The organism is Pseudomonas lopnurensis, assembly GCF_015070855.1.
Lineage (GTDB): Bacteria > Pseudomonadota > Gammaproteobacteria > Pseudomonadales > Pseudomonadaceae > Stutzerimonas > Stutzerimonas lopnurensis.
Genome location: NZ_JADDIX010000040.1, coordinates 44,100 through 66,331 on the forward strand (window position 1 = coordinate 44,100; position 22,232 = coordinate 66,331).

22 protein-coding genes and 1 pseudogene are annotated in these 22,232 nt (G+C 64.1%); 5 read left to right on the forward strand and 18 right to left on the reverse strand.

The genetic code is table 11. From position 1 onward, the window contains the following. Positions 1-116: 116 nt before the first annotated feature. From IN820_RS08445 to IN820_RS08500, 12 genes are all read right to left on the reverse strand, one after another. A complete protein-coding gene (locus IN820_RS08445; RefSeq protein ID WP_193680548.1) occupies positions 117-1,388 on the reverse strand; it encodes an OprD family porin in 1,272 nt (423 codons plus the stop codon). Positions 1,389-1,497: 109 nt separating this feature from the next. Further along, positions 1,498-2,721, reverse strand: coding sequence for a benzoate/H(+) symporter BenE family transporter (locus IN820_RS08450; RefSeq protein WP_193680549.1), 1,224 nt, complete (start codon positions 2,719-2,721; stop codon positions 1,498-1,500). 152 nt (positions 2,722-2,873) lie between these two features. Next, entirely contained in the window at positions 2,874-3,812 is a 939-nt protein-coding gene (catA, locus tag IN820_RS08455) for a catechol 1,2-dioxygenase (RefSeq protein WP_193680550.1), read from the reverse strand. A 67-nt stretch (positions 3,813-3,879) separates the two neighbouring features. Beyond that, positions 3,880-4,170: a muconolactone Delta-isomerase gene (gene catC / locus IN820_RS08460; protein WP_193680551.1), complete on the reverse strand. Its 291-nt coding sequence runs from the start codon at positions 4,168-4,170 to the stop codon at positions 3,880-3,882. A 17-nt stretch (positions 4,171-4,187) separates the two neighbouring features. Beyond that, positions 4,188-5,309, reverse strand: a complete 1,122-nt coding sequence (locus tag IN820_RS08465) for a muconate cycloisomerase family protein (RefSeq protein ID WP_193680552.1) — start codon at positions 5,307-5,309, stop codon at positions 4,188-4,190. A 28-nt stretch (positions 5,310-5,337) separates the two neighbouring features. Beyond that, positions 5,338-6,681 (reverse strand): MFS transporter, encoded by a 1,344-nt coding sequence (locus IN820_RS08470; protein WP_193680553.1) that lies wholly within the window; start codon positions 6,679-6,681, stop codon positions 5,338-5,340. A gap of 114 nt (positions 6,682-6,795) precedes the next feature. Further along, positions 6,796-7,575 (reverse strand): 1,6-dihydroxycyclohexa-2,4-diene-1-carboxylate dehydrogenase, encoded by a 780-nt coding sequence (locus IN820_RS08475; RefSeq protein ID WP_193680554.1) that lies wholly within the window; start codon positions 7,573-7,575, stop codon positions 6,796-6,798. Between the two features lie 153 nt (positions 7,576-7,728). Next, positions 7,729-8,739, reverse strand: a complete 1,011-nt coding sequence (gene benC / locus IN820_RS08480; protein WP_193680555.1) for a benzoate 1,2-dioxygenase electron transfer component BenC — start codon at positions 8,737-8,739, stop codon at positions 7,729-7,731. 10 nt (positions 8,740-8,749) lie between these two features. Further along, a complete protein-coding gene (benB, locus tag IN820_RS08485; protein ID WP_193680556.1) occupies positions 8,750-9,238 on the reverse strand; it encodes a benzoate 1,2-dioxygenase small subunit in 489 nt (162 codons plus the stop codon). Next, a complete protein-coding gene (gene benA, locus IN820_RS08490) occupies positions 9,239-10,600 on the reverse strand; it encodes a benzoate 1,2-dioxygenase large subunit (RefSeq protein ID WP_193680557.1) in 1,362 nt (453 codons plus the stop codon). It lies immediately after the preceding gene. Positions 10,601-10,816: 216 nt separating this feature from the next. Continuing rightward, entirely contained in the window at positions 10,817-11,770 is a 954-nt protein-coding gene (locus tag IN820_RS08495) for an AraC family transcriptional regulator (RefSeq protein WP_193680558.1), read from the reverse strand. Positions 11,771-11,951: 181 nt separating this feature from the next. Continuing rightward, the gene (locus tag IN820_RS08500; RefSeq protein WP_193680559.1) at positions 11,952-12,788 is read right to left on the reverse strand and encodes an IclR family transcriptional regulator; all 837 of its coding nucleotides are present in this window, start codon (positions 12,786-12,788) and stop codon (positions 11,952-11,954) included. Between the two features lie 147 nt (positions 12,789-12,935). Here IN820_RS08500 and pncA point away from each other — a divergent pair, with 147 nt between their 5' ends. The 3 genes from pncA to tal all read left to right on the forward strand — a co-directional run bounded on the left by pncA (position 12,936) and on the right by tal (position 15,936). Continuing rightward, positions 12,936-13,559, forward strand: a complete 624-nt coding sequence (pncA, locus tag IN820_RS08505; protein ID WP_207793545.1) for a bifunctional nicotinamidase/pyrazinamidase — start codon at positions 12,936-12,938, stop codon at positions 13,557-13,559. A gap of 316 nt (positions 13,560-13,875) precedes the next feature. Then, positions 13,876-14,880 (forward strand): tRNA dihydrouridine(20/20a) synthase DusA, encoded by a 1,005-nt coding sequence (gene dusA / locus IN820_RS08510; RefSeq protein WP_193680561.1) that lies wholly within the window; start codon positions 13,876-13,878, stop codon positions 14,878-14,880. A gap of 129 nt (positions 14,881-15,009) precedes the next feature. After that, positions 15,010-15,936 (forward strand): transaldolase, encoded by a 927-nt coding sequence (gene tal / locus IN820_RS08515; protein ID WP_193680562.1) that lies wholly within the window; start codon positions 15,010-15,012, stop codon positions 15,934-15,936. Here the strand turns inward: tal and rssC are convergent, their stop codons facing one another. Together rssC and rssB are read right to left on the reverse strand one after the other, a co-directional pair. Then, entirely contained in the window at positions 15,937-16,419 is a 483-nt protein-coding gene (gene rssC, locus IN820_RS08520) for an anti-sigma factor antagonist RssC (protein WP_193680563.1), read from the reverse strand. It abuts the gene before it with no gap. Further along, positions 16,416-17,600, reverse strand: coding sequence for a two-component system response regulator RssB (rssB, locus tag IN820_RS08525; protein WP_193680564.1), 1,185 nt, complete (start codon positions 17,598-17,600; stop codon positions 16,416-16,418). Before rssB ends, rssC begins: the two co-directional genes overlap by 4 nt. Before the next feature lie 196 nt (positions 17,601-17,796). Here rssB and IN820_RS08530 point away from each other — a divergent pair. Next, positions 17,797-18,097, forward strand: a pseudogene (locus tag IN820_RS08530) (PilZ domain-containing protein). Positions 18,098-18,276: 179 nt separating this feature from the next. Here IN820_RS08530 and IN820_RS08535 read toward each other — a convergent pair. Further along, positions 18,277-18,978 carry an MlaA family lipoprotein gene (locus tag IN820_RS08535; protein ID WP_193680565.1) on the reverse strand — a complete coding sequence of 234 codons (702 nt, stop codon included), beginning with the start codon at positions 18,976-18,978 and terminating at the stop codon, positions 18,277-18,279. Positions 18,979-19,211: 233 nt separating this feature from the next. Here IN820_RS08535 and IN820_RS08540 point away from each other — a divergent pair, with 233 nt between their 5' ends. After that, complete coding sequence (locus IN820_RS08540) at positions 19,212-19,478, forward strand: DUF4404 family protein (protein WP_193680592.1); 267 nt, start codon at positions 19,212-19,214, stop codon at positions 19,476-19,478. A gap of 64 nt (positions 19,479-19,542) precedes the next feature. Here the strand turns inward: IN820_RS08540 and queF are convergent, their stop codons facing one another. From queF to IN820_RS08555, 3 genes are all read right to left on the reverse strand, one after another. Further along, positions 19,543-20,373, reverse strand: coding sequence for an NADPH-dependent 7-cyano-7-deazaguanine reductase QueF (queF, locus tag IN820_RS08545; RefSeq protein ID WP_193680566.1), 831 nt, complete (start codon positions 20,371-20,373; stop codon positions 19,543-19,545). A gap of 78 nt (positions 20,374-20,451) precedes the next feature. After that, complete coding sequence (locus IN820_RS08550) at positions 20,452-21,231, reverse strand: ABC transporter permease (protein ID WP_193680567.1); 780 nt, start codon at positions 21,229-21,231, stop codon at positions 20,452-20,454. Continuing rightward, positions 21,228-22,157 carry an ABC transporter ATP-binding protein gene (locus IN820_RS08555; RefSeq protein ID WP_193680568.1) on the reverse strand — a complete coding sequence of 310 codons (930 nt, stop codon included), beginning with the start codon at positions 22,155-22,157 and terminating at the stop codon, positions 21,228-21,230. Before IN820_RS08555 ends, IN820_RS08550 begins: the two co-directional genes overlap by 4 nt. Positions 22,158-22,232 lie beyond the last annotated feature (75 nt).

Here is a 22,232-nt window from a genome sequence, read left to right on the forward strand (position 1 = left end):
GGTGCGCATTATAGGGGCCTGAAACCAGCCGTCAACCGTTTATTTCGGATCAGACGGAAAAAACCATTGGCGCAGCCCAGGCAATACCCTACCGCAGCCTCGATACGGGCTGGTCGTTAGAACAACGTGATCGTGTAGCTCAGAATCAAACGATTCTCATCGATGTCACTGCGGTAGCTCGACCGAGCCGCCACGTTGCGTACACGGATGCCGACGTTCTTCAGCGGGCCATTCTGTACGGTATAACCGATATCCAGATCGCGCTCCCATTCCTTGCCTTCGAAGCCCAGGCCGGTGTCGACGTTGTCACCCTTGATGTAGCGCACCGTGGTCACCAGGCCGGGAATCCCCAGCGCAGCGAAATCGTAGTCATGGCGAACCTGCCAGGAGCGCTCCTCTGCACCAGCGAATTCATAGGTCGGCACTTCGTTGCCCAACGGCGTGATGTTGTTGAAGACCCTCGGGAATGCATCGTCGCCGAACATTGCCTGGTAGCCGAGCATGAAGGTATGGCCGCCACGCTTGGCCGAGAGCTGCGAGAACGCTGCCTGGTTGTCGATATTGCCAAGCAGCCGGTCGCCATCTTCCTGCGAATCGTAGAACCCGATATTGGCGCCCAGCACCCAGTCGCTCACCGGCTGGCTGTGCTTGAAGCTATAGAAACGCTGGTTATAGATATCCTCCAGCTGTGCGTACCAGATACCGACCGAGGTGCGCTTGTCGTTGAAAGCATAGTCCACTGCGCCGTAGTTGAAGCGGTCGGTACTCAGGTCGGCACCGAGCTGTGGCGTATGGCCGAGCTTGGCGAACATCTTGCCGTCGCCGGCTTCGTTCAGCAGGCTCCCCGAACGCAACTGACCAGCCTGGAGCGTCAGCCCGGCTATCTCGTTGGAGACGATGCTGGCCCCCTGGTAGGTCGGCGGCAACAGGCGGATATCGCTGAAAGTGAGCACCGGCAGGTTCGGCGTCAGCTCGCCGACCCTCAGCTCGGTTTGCGACAGCCGCACCTTGAGAGCCGCCCCGAGTCGGCTGTAGTCGTCCTGCGCCTTGCCATCGCTACCGGTCGGCAACAGGCCGGTATTGACCCGACCACCGCCACTGTCGAGCTTGATGCCGAGCATGCCGATGGCATCGATCCCGAAGCCTACCGGTCCCTGGGTGTAGCCGGAGTTCACCTTGAGAATGAAACCCTGTGCCCACTCCTCGGACTTGGACTGCTGGTTGGGGCCGACGATGTCGGAGAAATCGCGGCTGAAGTAGTAATTGCGCGCCTGCAATGTCGCCGTGGCGCCTTCGATGAAGCCGCTTTCGGCGGCCAATACGTTCGACAGCATGCCGGCAGTGCCGACAGCTAGAGCAAGGCGGGTGAACGATGGTTTCTGAATCATGCTGGTTGTCTCTTGTTGTTGTTTTTCTGGGTGCACGCAGCCGCTCCACCGGAGTTAACCGGAGAAATACGACGCTCGGTTGGTTCGGATGAATCGTCAGCAGGTGCCGTCAGCGAGCCGGCTGCTCTCCTTCGGCACAGGCCGCGGGTGATATCGATGCCGGTCGGGGATGACGCAGCCCCAGCAGCAGGTGGGCGGCGATACCGAAGATCAGCCCCCAGAACGCCGCCGACAGGCCGAGGAACGACATCCCCGACGCGGTGACCAGGAAGGTGATCAACGCCGCCTCGCGATCCTGCGGTACGGCCATCGCGCCGCTCAGTGCGCCACCGATGGCTGCCAGCAGGGCCAGGCCGGCCAGGGCGGCGATCAGGGCGGCGGGAAAGGCGGTGAAGATCGACACCAGCGTCGCGCCGAAGATGCCCAGCAGCAGATAGAAGACACCGCCGGACACGCCCGCCACATAACGCCTGGCCGAATTTTCATGGGATTCCTTGCCGGTGCAGATCGCTGCGGTGATCGCCGCCAGGTTCAGGCCATGACAACCGAATGGCGCCAGCAGCAGCGAACCCAGCGCACTGCTGGTGATCAGCGGACTGGCCGGCGTACCGTAACCATCGTTGCGCAGTACCGCCATGCCGGGCACGAACTGCCCGGTCAGCGCCACCATGATCAGCGGAAAGGCAATATTGAGCATCACCTGCCAGCTGAACTCGGGGGTGATCCACACCGGCGTCGCCAGGCCGACGATCAGCGCTTCGCTACGCAACTCGCCCGAGGCGAAGGTAATCGCCACGCCGACCACCAGTACCGCGAGCACCGCATAGCGCGGCATGGCCCGCTTGAACACGAGATAGGTAGCGAACATCGTCAGCACCAGCCAGGGTTGTTCCTTGACCGAGACGAACAGTCCGGTACCGAAGCGGAACAGGATGCCGGCAAGCATGCCGGCGGCGATGGCGGCCGGCAGCCGGTCGATGATCCGATCGAACGCGCCGGACAGGCCGACCAGCAGCACCACCAGGCTGGTGACGATGTAGGCGCCGACCGCCTCGTTGAGGCTGATCTCGGGAAGCATGGTTACCAGCAGCGCCGAACCGGGTGCCGACCAGGCGATGATGATCGGCACCCTGTAGCGCAGGCTGAGCAGGATACCGAGCACGCCGCTGCCGATGGAGATCGTCCAGATCCATGACGAGAGCACGTCATGCGGCATGTTCCCGGCCTTGGCGGCCTGGAAGATGATCACCAGCGGGCCGGCGTAGGAGATCACGGTCGCGATGAAACCGGCGACCACGGCGGAGAGCGAGAAGTCTTTCAGCAATGCTTTCATGTCGCCTCGCAAGACGGGCCAGGCGATCCGTGACGGTGTCCGGGTCGCTATTGTTGTAGGTGCCGGGTGAGCGATGGCGCGGTACGCACCATCGCTGATGGCTGCAAAGCGGCATCCACCCTACGGATCAGGCAAGGGGGTTGTCGCCCGCCTCAGGCCTCCTGTAGCGCGCGTGGCCGCTTGCTGCGCTGCTCGGCTTCCGGTGCCGGCGCCTTCTGCAGCTGGAAGTCGAAGTCCACCTCGGCGAAGCGTCCCTGTACGCCGCGTTCATGGGCGGCCTCGGCGTCGTCGACGAAGCGGATATCGCCGATCAGCCCATCGCGCGTCGCATAGGCGAAGTCGTCCCACAGGTACGCGTCGCCGGATAGGTTGATCTGGGTGGTCAGGTGACGATGGCCCGGCGCCGAGATGAAGAAGTGGATGTGCGCCGGACGCTGTCCATGCCGACCCAGCAGGTTCAGCACCTCCTGGGTCGGACCATCCGGCGAGCAGCCATAGCCGGACGGCACGATGCTGCGGGCGCGGTAGCGGCCCTCGGCATCGGTGACGATGCGCCGCCGCAGGTTGTAGTCCGACTGGCTCTTGTCGAAGTACGAATAGTTGCCCTGGGTATCGGCATGCCAGAGGTCGACGATGGCGCCCGCGACCGGCCTGCCGTCCGTATCGGTGACCTGCCCCTGGAGGAACATCACGGTGGCGACACCGTCTTCGCTGCCATCATCCATGCGCACCTCGCCCTCGGCGATCGGCGCGCCGGCCACGTACAACGGGCCTTCGATGGTGCGCGGCGTGCCGCCGGCAAGGCCGGCATGCTCGTCCTTGGCGTCCTGCAGCAGGTCGAGGTAGTGCTCCAGGCCCAGGCCGGCCACCAGCAGGCCGGCTTCGTTGCGCCCGCCCAGGCGGTTGAGATAGTCCACCGCCTTCCAGAACTCGTCCTGGGTGATCTCCAGATCCTCGATGATCTTCACGGTATCGAGCAGGAGGCGGTTGATCACCGTCTTCAGGCGGCTGCTGCCTTCGTCGTTGCCGAAGCCGCTGGCCTCTTCGAAGAATGTCTGAATGTCTTGGCTATGGGAGATTTTTACGGTCATGGCAATGGCCTCATCTTGTAATTGTCGTCACGGTTGGCCGGCCGCTCGTGGAACGGCCTTCGACTGTTCAGCGGTCGTCTTCGCGGATCGAGGACGGGTGGCGGCACAGCGCCTCGACCTCGATCTCCATGTAGGGGAATAGCGGCAGTTGCATCAGGGTGTCGTGCAGCTCCTGCACGCTGGCAACGTCGAACAGGCTGTAGTTGGCGTACTGCCCGGCGATACGCCACAGGTGGCGCCACTTGCCTTCGCGCATCAGGCCTTGCGCCAGTTCCTTCTCGTCCGCCTTGAGCCTGGCGGCCTCGGCCGGATCCATGTCCAACGGTAGCTTCACGATCATCTTCACGTGGAAGAGCATGTCGGGGGTCTCCTTCTTTACTTACGGCTGAAGAACGCCAGGCGCTCTTCGTCCAGGGTCAGGCCGAGGCCGGGGGTGCGCGGCACGTGCAGGTGGAAGTCGCGGTAGACCGGCGCCTCGCTGACGATCTCCTCGGTGAGCAGCAGCGGGCCGAACAGTTCGGTGTGCCAGGTCAGCCTGTCCAGGGTGACGAAGGCATGGGCCGATGCCAGGGTGCCGATCGAGCCTTCCAGCATGGTCCCGCCGTACAGCGCGATGCCCGCCGCCTCGGCGATCTGCGCGGTGCGCAGCACGGCGCGCGGCCCGCCGTTCTTGGCGATCTTCAGGGCGAACACGCTCGCCGCGCCGTCGGCCGCCAGGCTGAAGGCGTCCTCGACGCTCTCGATGGATTCGTCGGCCATGATCGGCGCCGGGCTGCGCTGGTTCAGGCGCACCTGGCCGGCACGATTGATCCGCGAGATCGGCTGCTCGATGAGGTCGATGCCGTTGTCGCCGAGGATCTGGCAGGCACGGATCGCCTGGGATTCGTCCCAGTACTGGTTGACGTCGACGCGCACGCTGGCGCGCTCGCCCAGTGCCTGCTTGATGGCGATCACGTGCCGGAGATCGTCGTTCACCGCATTGGCGCCGATCTTCAGCTTGAAGATGCGGTGGCGACGGCTGTCGAGCATGTGCTCGGCTTCCTCGATGTCCCGCGCGGTGTCGCCGCTGGCCAGGGTCCAGGCGACTTCCAGACTCTCGCGCACACGACCGCCGAGCAGCTCGCTGACCGGCAGCCCGAGGCGCTTGCCCTGGGCATCGAGCAAGGCGCTCTCCAGCCCGGACTTGGCGAAGGTATTACCCTTGGCCGCCTTGTCCAGGCGCAGCATGGCGGCATTGATGTTCGCCGCCTCCTGGCCGATCAGCAGTGGTGCGAGATGGCTGTCGATGTTGCGCTTGATGCTTTCCGGACTCTCGTTGCCGTAGGCCAGGCCGCCGATGGTGGTGGCTTCGCCGAGGCCTTCGATGCCGTCGGCGCAGCGGATGCGGATGATCACCAGCGTCTGCTTCTGCAGGGTGTGCATCGCCAGCTTGTGTGGGCGGATGGTCGGCAGATCGACGATGACCGCTTCGATGCTTTCGATCAGGCTGTGGCTCATATCGGTTCCCGGATTTCTGGTTCGGTGATCAGGCTTTCGCCGCCGACAGCACCACCGCCGCGGCCGCGCCGCTGCGTTTGCTGGAGACGGCGAAGACGGTCATCGCCAGGGCGGCGATCGCGCCCGGTATGGCAAAGGCGATGAAATTCAGTTGCAGCGGCAGATTGATGCCCATCAGCGCACCGCCGAGCAGCGGGCCGACGATGGCGCCGTTGCGGCCGATGCCCGACGCCCAGCCGAGGCCCGTGGAGCGGATGGACAGGCCATAGAACTGCGCGGCGCTGGCGTAGAGCAGGATCTGCGTGCCGATGGTGGTGGCGCCGGCGACGGTGATCAGGGTGTAGAGCATCGGCATCGGCGTCTTGAAGCCGAGCAGGCTGATCGACACCGCTGCCAGGGCGAAGAACAGCACCACCACCTTGGCCAGGTTGAAGCGGTCGCCCAGCCAACCGCCGAGGATCGCGCCGAACATGCCGCCGAAGTTCAGCGCCAGCAGGAAGGACAGGCTCGAGCCCAGGCTGTAGCCGGCGTTGGCCATCAGCTTCGGCAGCCAGGAGCCCAGCGCATAGACCATCAGCAGGCAGCAGAAGAAGGCCACCCAGATCGACAGGGTGCGCACACTGCGGCCGTCGCGGAACAGCTCCAGCACCGAGGCGCTCTTGCCCTTGACGTCGACCAGCACCAGCTCGTCGCCGGCAGTCAGCCCGCGGTCCGGGTCGATCTTGTCGAGCAGCGCTCGTGCCTGCTCGGTCCGCCCCTGGCGCACCAGGAAGCCCACCGATTCGGGGAGGTGCCAGAGGATCACCGGCAGCAACAGCAGCGGCACGGCGGCGGCGAAGAACATCGCCTCCCAGCCGAAGCGCGGCAGCATGTAGATGCCCAGCCCGGCGGAGAACATACCGCCCAGCGAATAGCCGCTGAACATGACCGCCACCAGGGTGCTGCGCAGCCGCTTCGGCGCGTACTCGTTCATCAGCGCCACCACGTTGGGCATCAGCCCGCCGCAGCCGAGGCCGGCGAGGAAACGGAAGATGCCGAACTCGGTCGGCGTGCTGGCGAAACCGTTGAGCACCGTGGCGCCGCTGAACAGCACGAAGCAGATGGCGATGCCCTTCTTGCGCCCGATGCGGTCGGCCAACGTGCCGAAGACCAGTGCGCCGAACATCATGCCGAACAGCGCATAGCTGCCCAGCGCACCGGCTTCCAGCGGGGTCAGGCCCCACTCCTTCATGATCACCGGCAGGACTACGCCATAGATGAACAGGTCGTAACCGTCGAAGATCAGCAGCAGTGCGCACAGGCACATGACCAGCCAGTGGAACCCGCTGAAGCGGGCGTTATCGATGATGTCGTGGACGTCTACTTTTCGCATGGCAAGGTTCTCTCTTTTATTGTTGTTGTGAACAGCGTTGAAGCGGCTAACGATGTTTGGGTAGGAGCCGGGGAACGGCTGATCGCCGGCAAGCCGGCTCCTACAGGTGAAGCGTTACCCCTGGTCGCCACCGCCCACCGGCAAGGTCACGCCGGTGATGTAGGAGGCTTCGTCGGAGGCGAGGAAGAGAATCGCGCCGACCTGCTCGTCGAGGGTTCCGTAGCGTTTCATCAGGCTGGATTCGACGGTCTGATCGACGATCTGCTGGTACCAGACCTTTTCCTGCGCGTTCTGCTCGGCGCCGTTGCGCGGGATGCGCCGCGGCGGCGCTTCGGTGCCGCCCGGCGCGGTGGCGTTGACGCGGATGCCGCGCTGAGCGTTCTCGAACGCGAGGCAAGCGGTCAGCGCGTTCACGCCGCCCTTGGCCGCGCCATAGGGCACGCGGTTGAGGCTGCGAGTGGCGATGGACGACACGTTGACGATGGCACCGGCGCCCTGTTCCAGCATGTGCGGCAAGACGGCGTGGCAGCACCACAGCGTGGGGAACAGCGAGCGGCGTACCTCGGCCTCGATCTCGTGCTCCTGGTAATGCTCGAAGGGCTTGGCCCAGATGGTGCCGCCGACGTTGTTGACCAGAATGTCGAGGCGGCCGAAACGCGCCTTCGCCGCCTCCATCACGCGGTGGCAATCGGCGAACTGCTCGAGGTCGGCGGTCAGCGTCAGCACCTCGGCGCCCTGCCCGCCCAGCTCGTCGGCCAGCTCGTGGACCAGCTCGGAGCGGTCCACGGCCACCAGTCGGCCGCCCTCTTCGACGACACGCTCGGCCACGCGGCGGCCGATGCCCTGGGCGGCACCGGTGATCACGGCGACTTTGTTATGGAAACGCTTGTTCATCTACCTTTCCTCGTGGTCGAAGCGACGCACAGCCCCCTGTGGAGCGAGCTTGCTCGCGAAGCTTTTCGCTGCGGTAATCCGGGCATCTGGCGGCGTGCCGGCCCCCCTTTTCGCGGGCATGGCCCGCTCCTACGGGTCGTGCCGTGGTTAGCCTCAGGCGCTGGCGGCAAATTTTTCGTAGTAGAAATTCGCCGGTTGCAGGCCCTGTTCACGAATGAACTGGCTGACCGCCTCGACCATCGGCGGCGGGCCGCAGAGGTAGATGTCCACCTCGCCGTCGTTGAGGTGCCCGGGTTCGATGTGCTGGGTGACGTAGCCCTTGTGCGGGTAGGCGCTGTCCGGGCTGGCGACGCAGGCGCTGTAGCTGAAGTTGGGAATGCGCGCGGCGAAGGCCTCGAGCCTGTCCAGCTCCACCAGGTCGTGGTCGTGGGTCACGCCGTAGATCAGGTGCAGCGGATGTTCGCTGCCCTGCTCGGCGATCTTCTCCAGCATGGCGGTGAATGGCGCGAGGCCCGTGCCGCCGGCGAGCAGCAGCAGCGGACGCTTGATGTCGCGCAGGTAGAAGCTGCCCAGCGGGCCGGCCAGGCTCAGGTTGTCGCCGGCCTTGGCCAGGTTGGTGAGGAAGCTGCTCATCAGACCGCCCGGTACGTTGCGGATCAGGAAGCTGACCTCGCCATCCTTGGGCAGCGAGCTGAACGAGTAGGCGCGGCTCTGGTCGCTGCCGGGCACGCGCAGGTTGACGTACTGCCCCGGCAGGAACGCCAGTTGGCTCAGCGCATCGCCCCTGATCGACAGCGCGATGGTGCTCTCGGAAAGCTGGCGCACGTCGCTGATCGCCGCCTCGAAGCTGACCTGTTCGGTCTTGCAGACCTGCGAGGAGGCCGGCACGCGCACCACGCAGTCGCTCTCGGCGCGCATCTGGCAGGTCAGCACGTAGCCCTGCCCGGCTTCGTCCTCGCTGAGCGCGTCCTCTATATAGTCATCGCCCAGGTCGTAGCGGCCGGCTTCGGCGAAGCACTTGCAGGCACCGCAGGCGCCGTCGCGGCAATCCAGCGGGATATTGATGCCCTGGCGGTAGGCGGCGTCGGCCACGGTCTCGCCGACATGGGTCTCGATGAAGCGGGTCACGCCGTCTTCGAAATTCAGTGCGATCTTGTAGGTCATGGCTGCGCCCTCACAGGTGGTACACGTCGATCATCTGGCGGATGTAGTCGTTCTTCAGCACGACCTTCTTGGCCTTGATCAGCGGGTTCTCGCCGCGCACGTCGAGGGTGTAGAAGCTGGTGCCGTAGAAGTGGTCGACGGTCTTGTAGCGGAAGCTCAGCGTGTGCCAGTTGAAGCGCAGCCGGCAGGCGCCGTCGGCCTGTTCGAGCAACTCCAGGTTGCTGATGTTGTGCGAGGTGCGGGTATCCGGAATGGTCGCGCTGGAACGCTCGGTGCGGATGCGGAAGACCCGGTCCTCCAGACCGCTGCGGTTGCCGTACCAGATCAGCGAAATCTGGCTCTGCGGGTCCTCGGTCAGTTGGTCGCGGTCATCCCAGGCCGGCATCCAGAAAGTGGCGTCGGGCGCGTAGAGTTCCAGCCAGGCGTCCCAGTCCTTGTCGTCGAGGTAGCGGGCTTCGCGGTAGAGGAAGTCACGCGCGGCTTCGTAGGAGATGGTCATTCACGCACCCTCCACGTGGATCAATTGCTCGTTTTCATCTTTCACCGCCTTGAGCATTTGCTGCTGCCAGTAGTGGTGCTGCAGCACGAACAGCCCTTCGTCCTCGGTGCGCGCGCCGCTCATCAGCGGCTGCAGGTCGATTTCCCGGGCGCCTTGGTCGGCACCGTCGATCCAGTGCTTGGCGCCGCGGGACATGTCGTTCCACGCCATGGCCCGGCCGGCGAAGCCCTGCTGGCAGGCGCGGAATTCCTCGAGGTCGTCGGGAGTGGCCATGCCGCTGACGTTGAAGAAATCCTCGTACTGGCGGATGCGCCGCGCACGGGCCTCGGCGCTCTCGCCCTTGGGCGCGATGCAATAGATGGTGACTTCGGTCTTGTCCACCGAGAGCGGCTTGGCGATACGCAGCTGCGAACCGAACTGGTCCATCAGGTACAGGTTCGGGTAGAGGCAGAGGTTGCGCGAGTTCTCGATCATCCAGTCGGCACGGGCCTGGCCGAACTCGGCGATCATCTCCTCGCGACGGGCGTACAGCGGGCGGTCTTCCGGGTTGTCCCAGCGGGTCCAGAGCAGCAGGTGGCCGTTCTCGAAGGAATAGAAGCCACCACCCTTCTTGCCCCAGCCACCGGCGCTCATGGCGCGGATGTCGTCGCCGGCTTCCTTGAGCTTGCGCTGCTGCTGAGTGGCGGCGTAGTTCCAGTGCACGGCGGTGACGTGGTAGCCGTCGGCACCGTTCTCGGCCTGCAGCTTCCAGTTGCCTTCGTAGACGTAGGTGGAGGCGCCGCGCAGGACCTCGATGCCCTCCGGCGACTGGTCGACCACCATGTCGATGATCTTCTTCGACTCGCCTAGGAATTCCTCCAGCGGGGCGACGTCCTCGCGCAGGCTGCCGAACAGGAAGCCGCGGTAGGACTCGAAGCGCGCGACCTTCTTCAGGTCGTGCGAGCCGTCGCAGTCGAAGCTGTCCGGATAGCCGGCTTCCTTGGGGTCCTTGACCTTGAGCAGCTTGCCGGAGTTGTTGAAGGTCCAGCCATGGAACGGGCAGGTATAGGTGGCCTTGTTGCCGCTCTTGAAGCGGCAGAGCATCGCGCCGCGATGGCTGCAGGCATTGATGAAGGCGTTAAGTTCACCGTCCTTGTTGCGCGCGATGAAGATCGGCTGCCGGCCCATCTGGGTCGTGTAGTAGTCGTTCTTCTCGGGAATCTGGCTCTCGTGAGCGAGGTAGATCCAGTTGCCCTCGAAGATGTGCTTCATCTCCAGCTCGAACAACCGTGGGTCGGTGAACATCTCGCGCCGGCAGCGAAAGATGCCCTTCTCTTGGTCTTCTTCGAGCAGCGAATCAAGGTAATCGATTCCCAGGGACATGGCCGGGGCCTCCATTGTTATTGTTTCCACGTGATGAAGGCTACGGCGCGGGGAACGGCATCAATATCCGTTTTCTGCAGGATCTCTATCCGCTTTCTGCAATGCGACGTGATGCCGCATCGCGGACAGGACAAGGCCCGCCGCGCGGACCCGGGCGGCGGAGGGGGGGCGAAGAAAAAGGAGCCGCTTCCATTACGGACAGCGGCTCGAGGGGACTCAATGGTGGCGGCGCAGCGTGTCGGAGGGCAGCTCGCCGAAGGTGCTCTTGTAGCTTTCCGAGAACCGCCCCAGGTGCAGGAAGCCGTAGTCCATGGCGATCTCGGTGATGTTGCGGACCTTGGCCGAGGGGTCGCTCAGCCGGCCGTGGATCTGCTCGAGCTTGCGTCGGCGGATATAGGATTTCGGCGTGGTGCCGACCTTGCGCTCGAACAGCGTATACAGCGAGCGCAGGCTCATGTTGGCCAGTTCGGCCAGTTGCTCCACGGAAATGTCCTTCTTCAGATGCTCGTCGATGTAGTCGCTGATGCGCCCGAACGACGGGCAGCTGTCGCCCAGCGGTTCGCGGCGCACATTGTTGGCGAGCATGCACAGCAGCTTGCCGGCAATGATGCGGCTGTACTGCTCCTGGATCTGCGGCACGCTCTGCTCGGCCTCGGCTTCCTGGCAGATCAGCCCGAGCAGGCTGTCGAAGCCCTCCAGTTGCTGGAGGCTGTAGCGGCTGTTGGTGAAGCGGACCCCACTGCTCGGCGCACTCCACTGATTCTCGCTGCAGGCGGTCTGCAGGACCGAGGCCGGCAACTTGACGATGAGCTTTTCGCAGTCGTCGGAATAGGTCAGGTCGACCGGGTCGTCCGGATTGATCAACAACAGCTCGCCAGGGGTGAAATAGTGCTCCTGGCCATTGCCCTTCCACAGGCAATGCCCGCGCTGCAGCAGTTGCAAGTGATAGATGGTCTCCAGGGCCGGCGAGGAAACATGGACGCTGCCGCCATAGCTGATTCGGCAGAGGTCGAGCTTGCCGAACGTGCGATGACTGAGGCTGGCCTGCGGATTGCCCGTGCGCGGCAGGCGAATGCAGTGCGTTCCCACATGCTGGTTGACGTATTCCGAAACGGCATGCGGATCGGCACGCTCGAAAATCCTGCTCTTGGCTTTCAGCAGACTATCCATCACAAGGCACTCGCATAATTTTTATAGTTGCGCCGACGCTGCGACTTCGCCCGGCAGCGTCCCGGTCCGCACAGGCACGCGTGCGAAACCGGATCGATTCATGGCCAGGATATCGGCTGAACGAAGCATAGGAGATTCGACCAAGGGCCGACACCCGGGCCGTTCGGTGACCGAACGCTTTTTACCGAAACAACTGGCTGCTCAGATCGGCGCTGGCTACTTGGAGAATCGGCAGGAAGCGCTTTTCCAGCTCGCTCGCCGAGACGCGGCCGGCATGGGTGCTGACGTTCATCGCGGCCAGCACGTGGCCGGTGGAGTCATGGACCGGGACCGCGATCGAGCGCAGGCCCTGCTCCAGTTCCTGATCGACGATGCACCAGCCTTGCGCCCGGACCTGCTGCAGGCATTCCAGCAGCGCTTCGGGGGTGTACAGCGTGCGGCTGGTCTTCATCTGCAGATCGGCGTGCGCCAGATACTCGTGCAGCTCTTCATCGGTCATGGCCGCCAACAGGATTCGCCCCATCGAGGTGCAATAGGCCGGCAGCCGGCTGCCCACGCTCAGGTCCACCGAAATCAGCCGCTGCGGCACCGCCGAGCGCGCCAGGTAGAGCACCTGCTCGCCTTCCAGCGTGGCCAGGTTGCAGGCCTCGTGCAACTGCTCGCTGATGCGGTCGAGAAACGGCTGCGCGGACACCGCCAGCGGCGTCGAGGACAGGTAGGCATGGCCCAGCGTCAGGACCTTGGGCAGCAGCGAGTAGGTACGCCCGTCGGTCGTGACGTAACCCAGCTGCATCAGGGTATAGAGACATCGCCGCACCGCCGCGCGAGGTATCTCGGTGCGATGGCTGATCTGGGCGATGGTCAGGTGGCGCTTGCGTTCCTGGAAGGCGTTGACCACCGCCAGCCCCCGCGCCAGCGACGACATGAAATTGGGATCGCCGGCGAACTGCTCGATGCGCCTGGCCGGCGACGGCGCGACCGGCGGCGGCGCCAGTATGGGGGTACGCTTCTCGTCCATGGCTCGATTCCCGTGCGTAGACAGCCTCAGGCGATTATCGAACGCAGTGCTCGATAATCGCAACGTACTGAGCATATCCCAACCCGATCGGGCCAGGCTCGATGCAGGTTTTACAAGGTGTATGCTCTATCAGCCAAACGACCGGAGATGCCCATGCACCTGCCCGATGCGAACGAGCGAGACCTGTTGCTGATCATCGACGTGCAGAACGACTTCTGCAGCGGCGGAGCCCTGGCGGTACCGGATGCCGATGCCGTGATCCCCGCGATCAACCAGTTGTGCCAACGCTTCGCCCACGTCGTGCTCACCCAGGACTGGCATCCCGCCAACCACCACAGCTTCGCCAGCAGCCATGCCGGGCGCAGCCCGTTCGAGCAGATCGAGGCCCCCTACGGTCTGCAGACGCTGTGGCCGGACCACTGCGTCCAGGGCAGCGCCGGCGCCGAGCTGCATCCGCAGCTGCGGGCAACGCACGCCGAACTGGTGCTGCGCAAGGGCTATCGCGCATCGATCGATTCCTACTCGGCGTTCTACGAGAACGACCGGGCCACGCCCACCGGACTGAGCGGCTACCTGCGCGAGCGCGGCTTCGAACGGCTTTTCCTCTGCGGCCTGGCGCTGGACTACTGCGTGCTCTATTCGGCGCTCGATGCACGTCGCGAAGGCTTCGCGGTGACGCTGCTCAAGGATGCCTGCCGCGGCCTGGACGTGCAGGGTTCGGTGGCCGAGGCGCTGGCGCAGATGGCCGCCGCCGGTGTCGAGATTCGCTGATAGGGAACGGCCACCCTTTGATCGCGCCATGCGTTCAAGAGAGCCGAAAACCGCGCTGGAAGGCTGGAGGCTGAACGACAAGCGGCCCGAGGCCGAGCGAGACAGGCATTTTCGTCCGGCTTCCTGCTTCCAGCGCTTTTATCGAATGGCCGTGGCGGAATGACGCCATCGCGCAATCGCTGCCTTGGCCCTTTCGATGGGCTGCGCCTCGAGCACCGGCTTTCTTGCTAGACTATGCGGCTCCTCGAGGCGCCGCTCCGCCCACGCTGCGTTGGCACCGACGAGGCCGCTCGAACCGCCGCGATAGATCTATTCGATGTCCTTAGCAATCACCCCAGCAACCCCGCGTCCCGCACCGTCCCGGCGCTTTTCCGTTGCCCCGATGCTCGACTGGACCGACCGGCATTGTCGGTTCTTCCTGCGCCAGCTTTCCCGGCATGCCCTGCTCTACAGCGAGATGGTCACCACCGGCGCATTGCTGCATGGCGATGCCGCGCGTTTTCTGCGCCACGACGAAAGCGAGCATCCGCTGGCGCTGCAGTTGGGCGGCAGCGTGCCGGCGGAGCTCGCGGCCTGCGCGAAGCTGGCCGAGGCCGCCGGTTATGACGAGGTCAACCTCAACGTCGGCTGCCCCAGCGATCGGGTGCAGAACAACATGATCGGCGCCTGCCTGATGGCTCATCCGCAACGGGTGGCCGACTGCGTTAAGGCCATGCGCGACGCCGTCGGCATCGAGGTCACCGTCAAGCACCGGATCGGCATCAACGGGCGCGACAGTTACGCCGAGCTGTGCGACTTCGTCGGCCAGGTCCGCGAGGCCGGTTGCCGCAGTTTCACCGTGCATGCGCGCATCGCCATCCTCGAAGGCCTGTCGCCCAAGCAGAACCGCGAGGTGCCGCCGCTGCGCCATGACGTCGCGGCGCAGGTGAAGCGGGACTTCCCGGATCTGGAGATCGTCCTCAACGGCGGCATCAAGACCCTCGACGAATGCCAGGAACATCTGCGCACGTTCGACGGCGTGATGCTCGGGCGCGAGGCCTACCACAACCCCTATCTCCTGGCGCGGGTCGACCAGGCGCTGTTCGGCAGCGAGGCGGCGCCGATCGGCCGCGCGCAGGCCTTGCGCAACCTGCGCCCGTACATCGAGCGGCACCTGGCCGAGGGCGGCGCCATGCACCACGTCACCCGTCACGTGCTCGGACTGGGCCAGGGTTTTCCCGGCGCACGGCGTTTTCGCCAATTGCTCTCGGTGGACATCCACAAGGCGAGCAATCCGCTGGCATTGCTGGACCAGGCCACCACGCTGCTGGAAGGTCACTGAGCGCTCGCGCAAGGAACGCTCGCCGAACATTTCGATCAAAGGCCAGGCGCATCCGCGCCCATGGCCCGTTGAGCGGGTCACCGGGCTCGGGTAAGGTCATGCCACTCACAGGACGGAGCCCGCCTTTCCATGACTTCCAAGCTGGAACAACTCAAGCAGTTCACCACCGTCGTCGCCGACACCGGCGATATCGACGCCATTGCCCGCCTGAAGCCGGTGGACGCGACCACCAACCCATCGTTGCTGCTCAAGGCCGCGGCCATGCCGCGCTACGCCGATCACCTGCGCACGGCGATGAACCGCTGCGGTGGCGACATCGGCCTGGCCTGCGACCTGTTCGCCGTCGCGGTGGGCCAGCAGATTCTCGAACTGATCCCGGGGCGCATCTCCACCGAAGTGGACGCGCGCCTGTCGTTCGATACCCAGGCGATGATCCAGCGCGCCGAGCGCCTGATCGGCCTCTACGAGCAGGCCGGTATCGGCCGCGAGCGCGTGCTGATCAAGATCGCCTCAACCTGGGAAGGCATCCGCGCGGCCGAGCAGTTGGAGAAGGCCGGCATCCAGACCAACCTCACCCTGCTGTTCTCCTTCACCCAGGCGGTCGCCTGCGCCGAGGCCGGCGTGTTCCTGATCTCGCCGTTCGTCGGACGCATCTACGACTGGTACAAGAAGCATGAAGGCCGCGACTACCAAGGGGCGGAAGACCCGGGCGTGCAGTCGGTCAGTCGCATCTATGACTACTACAAGGCCCACGGCTACAAGACCGTGGTGATGGGCGCGAGCTTCCGCAACGTCGGCCAGATCGAGGCGCTGGCCGGCTGCGATCGCCTGACCATCAGCCCCGAGCTGCTCGGCCAGCTCGCCGAGGCCAGCGGCACGCTGGCGCGCAAGCTGCAGCCGGGACGCGGCTGCGAGCCACGCATCAGCCTGGACGAAAGCCACTTCCGCTGGGGCCTGAATGAGGATGCCATGGCAACGGAAAAGCTCGCCGAAGGCATTCGCCAGTTCGCCCGGGATCAGGAAAAACTCGAAGGGCTATTGGCCGACCTGGCCTGATCAGGACCGCTCCAGCGCGGTGACGAGGTCATGGAAGGCCTCGCGGTTGGACTCGTTGAGGCTCATCAGTATCCGGTGAGCCTCCAGCACCTTGGCCTTGACCACCTCTTCCGACTGGTCCTGCGACGGCAGATCGGCCAGGCACTCAGGGCATGGCAACGGCGTGTCGACGATATTGAATACCTGGTCGAAGCCCATCGACTGCAACAGGCGGGTGATGTCCGGATGGGTGGTGACCAGCGTCGGCAACATGCCCACCTTCTGCCGCGACAGGATCGACAGCTTGGCCAGCAAGCCAAGCGTGGTGCTGTCGATGCTGCGGCTCTCGGTCAGATCGATGACGATGGAAGAGAAATTCAACGACGAGAAGATTTTCTCGATCGTCGCATCCAGCGCCGAACAGAGCGTCAGACGGATTTCACCCATGAATTTCAGTACAAAGGTGCCATCCATCTCGGCGAACTGGATTCTACCAGTACTCATGCAAGGTTCCTGCTCAACACCAGCAAGGCGATATCGTCGGGCATGTCGGCCAGTTCGGCCAACCCGAAGACTCGACGTAATCCATCCAGCGTGCCGCCGGCGTCCGTGATCAGACCGGGCAACGCAGACTCTTTTTCTTTGAGTGTCTCGCCGGGTAAAAGGTCCAGAATACCGTCGGAGAGCAAAGTCAGGCTGAAGGTCTGTGGCAGCTTCAGCTCGAAATCCTGATAGGTCGCCTCGGCGAACAGCCCGACCGGCAAACCGCGCCCTTCCAGATAGCGCGCGCTGTCGCCGGTGTACAGCACCGGCATCGGCAGATGCCCGCCGATGCTGTAATGCAGCACGTCGCGCTCCTGGTCGATCACTCCGCCGAGCATGGTGACGTGCTTGCCGAGCTTGCAATTGATCAATCCGCGATTGATGTGATCGAGCACTTCCGACGGCTTGAACTCGCGCAGCGTACCGCCGCGGCGCGATTCGTAGAGTAGCCGCGTGGTCATGAACTTGAGCAGTACGGTGACGAACGCCGACGAGGCGCCGTGGCCGGAAACGTCGGCGAGGTAGAAACCGATGCGCCGCTCGTCCACCCGGAAGTAATCGACGAAGTCGCCGGACAGGTAAAGCGACGGAATGATCTGATGGGCGAAATCGAAGCCATCGACGCTCCAGGGCGTCACCGGCAGCATGTTCATCTGCACCTGGCGGCCGGCATCCTGGTCTTCCTGCAGCAGGTGCAGGCTGGCCTGCAGGTCGCGGTTGGCGGTTTCCAGCTGTTCGCGGTAACGGCGGTTTTCCAGGCGCAGACGGGAGCGATCCAGCGCACGACGCACCGAATGCTCGAGCATCGCCAGATCTTCCAGCGGCTTGATCAGGTAGTCGGCCGCGCCCAGGCGCAACGCTTCCACCGCGTCGCTCATCACCCCGGCACCGGACACCACGATCACCGGCAGGTCGGCCTGGCGGTCGCTGATCTGGCGGATCAACTCGAGGCCGTCCATCTGTGGCATGCGCAGGTCGCAGATCACCAGATCGGGCTGCTCGGATTCGAACAGCTCCATCCCTTGCGGACCATTGGCCGCCTGCAGGACACGGAAGCCGCTGTCATCCAGATAGGCGGCCAGGCTGGCCCGTACCACATCGTCGTCATCTATGATCAGCAGCGTCGCGCTTGGTTTATGCATGTTCCTACCAGGCGGTGTCGCCAGGATGATTGGCGAAAGCATTGGCCCCGCGCAGGCGCCGGGCATGGGTTCGTTTCAAGGCGCAGACGGTACTCCCATACGATCGGGGTTTCAAGCCGACCGGCCGATGCCTTTGCAGCCTGAATTGATGGGCACTATAAGAAAGACAGCAGCCATATATAAAAGGACTAAAAACATGAGCCAGAACGAACGGGACTACAGCGAAAAGCGCGATTTCATTCGGATGCAGCTCGAAACCGGCGTCACTCTGGAGCATTCGGATACAAAGCTGAGCGGGACCTGCATCGACCTTTCCAGCACCGGCATGCAGATCGTCGCCCGGACGGACCTGCAACTGGGCGACCGGGTACGGGGTGCTGATCCCATCCGAACACAGCGAACTCGAGGGACTGGATGCGCAGACCGAGGTGGTGCGCGTCAGCCGGCTGGATGATGGCCGACAACGCCTGGGGCTGGCGATATTGGCGATGAGCTGAGTTTCGGGAAGCCCTGCGGGGCGGACGGCGCTCCTCAAGGGCAGGCTGCTGGTGGGCTAAAGCCCACCCTACGGGGCCGTCCTCGGGCATCGGCGTAATGTTGGGCTTCGGCGCTTTACGCGACACAGGCGAGCGGGCCATCCGGCGGCGAGCGGGCCGCCAGACAGCGCCCTCCAGGCTCAGAAATCGTCTTCGACCTGGCCGTCCAGGGTGCGGAACTCGCGATTCTGCAGGTAGGCGTTACGCACGAAGATGTACTTGTCGCCGGTGATCATCCTCTCGGCGGACAGCAGCCCGGCGCGCAGGTCGACCACATCCACCGCCCGCGTCACGTTACGGGTCGGCACGTGGTCCATGTAGGGATAGGGCTCGAGGAAGGCATCCGGCACCCGGCCGAAAGCATCGCGCACCGAGCTCGGGCCGAGCAGCGGCAGCACGACATAAGGCCCGCTGCCCAGGCCCCAGGCGCCCAGGGTCTGGCCAAAATCCTCGTCGTTCTTCTGCAGCCCCATGCGGCTGGCCACGTCGAAGAAGCCCAGCAGGCCGAAGGTGGTGTTGAACAGGATGCGGCTGGTATCGATGCCGGCATCGCGGACCTTGCCCTGCAGCAGGTCGTTGGTCAGCACCACCACATCGCCGAGGTTGCCGAACATGTTGCCGATGCCGTCTTCGAGGAAGTCCGGCGTCACCTTCTGATAGCCCTTGGCCAGCGGCTTGAGGGTATAGGTGTCGACGGTGTCGTTGAAGCGGAACACCATGCGGTTCACGCCTTCCCACGGATCCTCCTCGGCGGCCTGCACGGCTGCCGAGCCCAGCATGGCGATGGCGGTGACCAGACAGGCCTTGAGCACGACGATCCAGTCCGTAGCGATCTTAGGCATTGCGATTCTCCCTCTGAATTTGTGCGCGCGGCTCGCCAACGCAGACCGCGCAGTATAAAGCCATTCATTTCACTTCGGCAGTGACGGATAGGCGAAACGCATCGTTGCAAATCTCCTCGGACAACGCCGGCGCGCCGCGTTCCAAATGAACAGACAAGCCCCGCACCGCTGGTTTACCCTTTGCCCAACGAGGTTCATATCCACCTCGCCCCGCAACCATGAGAGTGAAGAATATGCCGGAACATGATCTGCAGTCGCAGCTCGAAGAACTGCGCAATCAACTGGCCCAGGACATGCCGCTGACCGACGAGGAGCGCGCTTCGCTGCAGGCGATCGCCCAGGATATCGAAGCACGCCTGGCGACCCAGGGAACGACCGAATACAACGATTCGCTGGTGGACGGCGTCAACCTCGCGGTGGAACGCTTCGAAGTCAGCCACCCGAACATGGCCCTGACCCTGCGCAACATCATGCAGACCCTGGCGAACATGGGCATCTGAGGCAGCGGAACGAAGAGACCGCGGGGCGACGCTGAAATTCCAGCCCCGCGGCAAGCGCTCGCGACTACTGGCGTACCAGGCGGCGATTGTCCACGGACAGCGCCTCGGTGCTGCGGTAGGGATTGATATCCAGTCCGCCGCGGCGCACATAACGCGCATACACCATGAGCTTCTCCGGCTGCAGCAGGCGCTGCAGATCGAGGAAGATGCGTTCCACGCACTGCTCGTGGAAATCCGCGTGCTGGCGGAAGCTCACCAGATACGCCAGCAGGCTCTCCGGCTGCAGCGCCGCGCCGCGATACTCCACCACCACACTGCCCCAGTCGGGCTGCCCGGTGACCGGGCAATTGGACTTGAGCAGATGACTGTGCAGACACTCTTCGACCTGGCGCGCCGCATCGCAGCGCAGCAGCTCGGCGAGCGGCTCGTGGTAATGCTCGATGGCGACATCCAGTTCGTCGATGCAGCGCCCCGGCAGCGGCGCGACACCCTCGGCACCGACCTCGTCCAGCGTACGCAGGCGAACCGCAACCGGCTTGCCCGCCGCCGCGGAAAGGTCGTTGCTCATCACCTCCACCAGCGCCTCGCGCGACGCGAACACCGACTGGTTCAGCGAGTTGAGGTAGAGCTTGAACGACTTCGATTCGATGATGTTCGGCGAGTCGGCCGGAATCTCGAATTCACCGATCGCCACCACCGGCTTGCCCGAGGGCAGCAGCCAGGACAGCTCGTAGCAGTTCCAGATGTCCACGCCCCGATAGGGCAGCGTCTCGGCGCTCAGGCCCAGCTCGGCCCACTTCGGCGCGCGGGGAATCGGGAACAGCAGGCCGGGGCTGTAGGTGGCGATATAGGCGCTGGACTTGCCCAGCGGGGAATGTTCGGCGGGATGCTGCATCGGGAGGAGACCTGGGACGAAAACGCCGCGAAGTTTAGCGCTTCGCGGCGTCTTTTTCAGCGCCTGCCGCGTAATGCGTTACTGGCGCATCCCCCTGCCGCTTATGAGCAGGCGAACGGAAACCAGATAAAGCAGCGCCACGGCCACCAGCATGAAGCTGATGGCCACGCCGATGCGGATGTCCGAAACCCCGAGAATGCCGTAGCGGAAGGCATTGACCATGTGCAGCACCGGGTTGGCCAGCGACAGCGTCTGCCAGAACGGCGAGAGCAAATGGATCGAATAGAACACCCCGCCCAGGTAGGTCAGCGGTGTCAGCACGAAGGTCGGGATGATCGAGATGTCGTCGAAATTGCGCGCGAACACCGCGTTGATGAAGCCGCCGAGGGCGAAGATGCTCGCCGTCAGGGAGATGACCAGCACCGTGACGCCCAGATGGTGCACCTGCAGATCGGTGAAGAACATCGACAGCAGCGTCACGATCACCGCGACCGCCAGGCCACGGGTGATGCCGCCCAAGGCGAAGCCGACGACGATCACGTGCGGCGAAACCGGCGACACCAGCAGTTCCTCGATGGAGCGCTGGAACTTGGTGCTGAAGAAGCTCGACACCACGTTGCTGTAGGAATTGGTGATCACCGACATCATGATCAGGCCCGGCACGATGTAGTCCATGTAGCTGAAGCCGTCCATCTCGCCGATCCGCGCGCCGATCAGGCTGCCGAAGATGACGAAGTACAGCACCATGGTGATCGCCGGGGGCAGCAGCGTCTGCGGCCAGATGCGGGTATAGCGGCGGATCTCGCGCTGGACGATGGTCTGCAGCGCGACCAGGTTGGGGCGCAGTTCACGGCTCATGGCGTCACCTTCAGGTTGTTTTCCACCAGCGACACGAACAGTTCCTCCAGGCGATTGGTCTTGTTGCGCAGGCTCAGCACCTCGATGCCCTGGGCACTGAGCAGGCGGAACAGCTCGGTCACGCCCTGGCTCTTCTCGACCTGCACCTCGAGGGTGTGATGATCGACCAGCCGCGACGGGTAGTTGCCCAGCTCCGGCGCCACCAGCTGCGACTCCTTGAGGTCGAGCAGGAAGGTTTCCACATGCAGCTGCTTGAGCAGCTCGCGCATGCTGGTGTTCTTGACGATCTGGCCGTGGTCGATGATGCCGATGTTGCGGCACAGCTGCTCGGCCTCCTCCAGATAGTGGGTGGTGAGAATGATGGTGATGCCTTCGCGGTTGAGCTCGGTGAGGAACGACCACATCGAACGGCGCAGCTCGATGTCCACGCCCGCCGTCGGCTCATCGAGGATCAGCAGCCGCGGCTGGTGGATCAGCGCACGGGCGATCATCAGGCGGCGCTTCATGCCGCCGGAAAGCATCCGCGACGACACATCGCGCTTGTCCCACAACCCCAGCTGATTGAGATAGCGCTCGGCCCGTTCCTTGGCGATCTTCGCCGGGATGCCGTAATAGCCGGCCTGCGTCACCAGGATGTCGAAGGCCTTCTCGAACTGGTTGAAGTTGAATTCCTGCGGCACCACGCCCAGGCAGCGCTTGAGCCCGGAGGGGTCGCGGTCCAGATCGTGGCCGAACACGTTGACCGTGCCGCCACTCTTGTTCACCAGGGTGGAAAGAATGCCGATGGTGGTGGATTTGCCGGCGCCGTTGGGGCCGAGCAGGGCGAAGAAATCGCCTTCGGCGACATCCAGGTCGATGCCCTTGAGGGCCTGGAAGCCATTGCCGTAGGTCTTGGTCAACTGCCGGATGGACAGAGCGGTACTCATAAGGCATGCACACAACGCGAAGGGAATGAAGCTAGATAAGGGCGCGAGCCGCCGATTGCAACCGCCGACCAGACG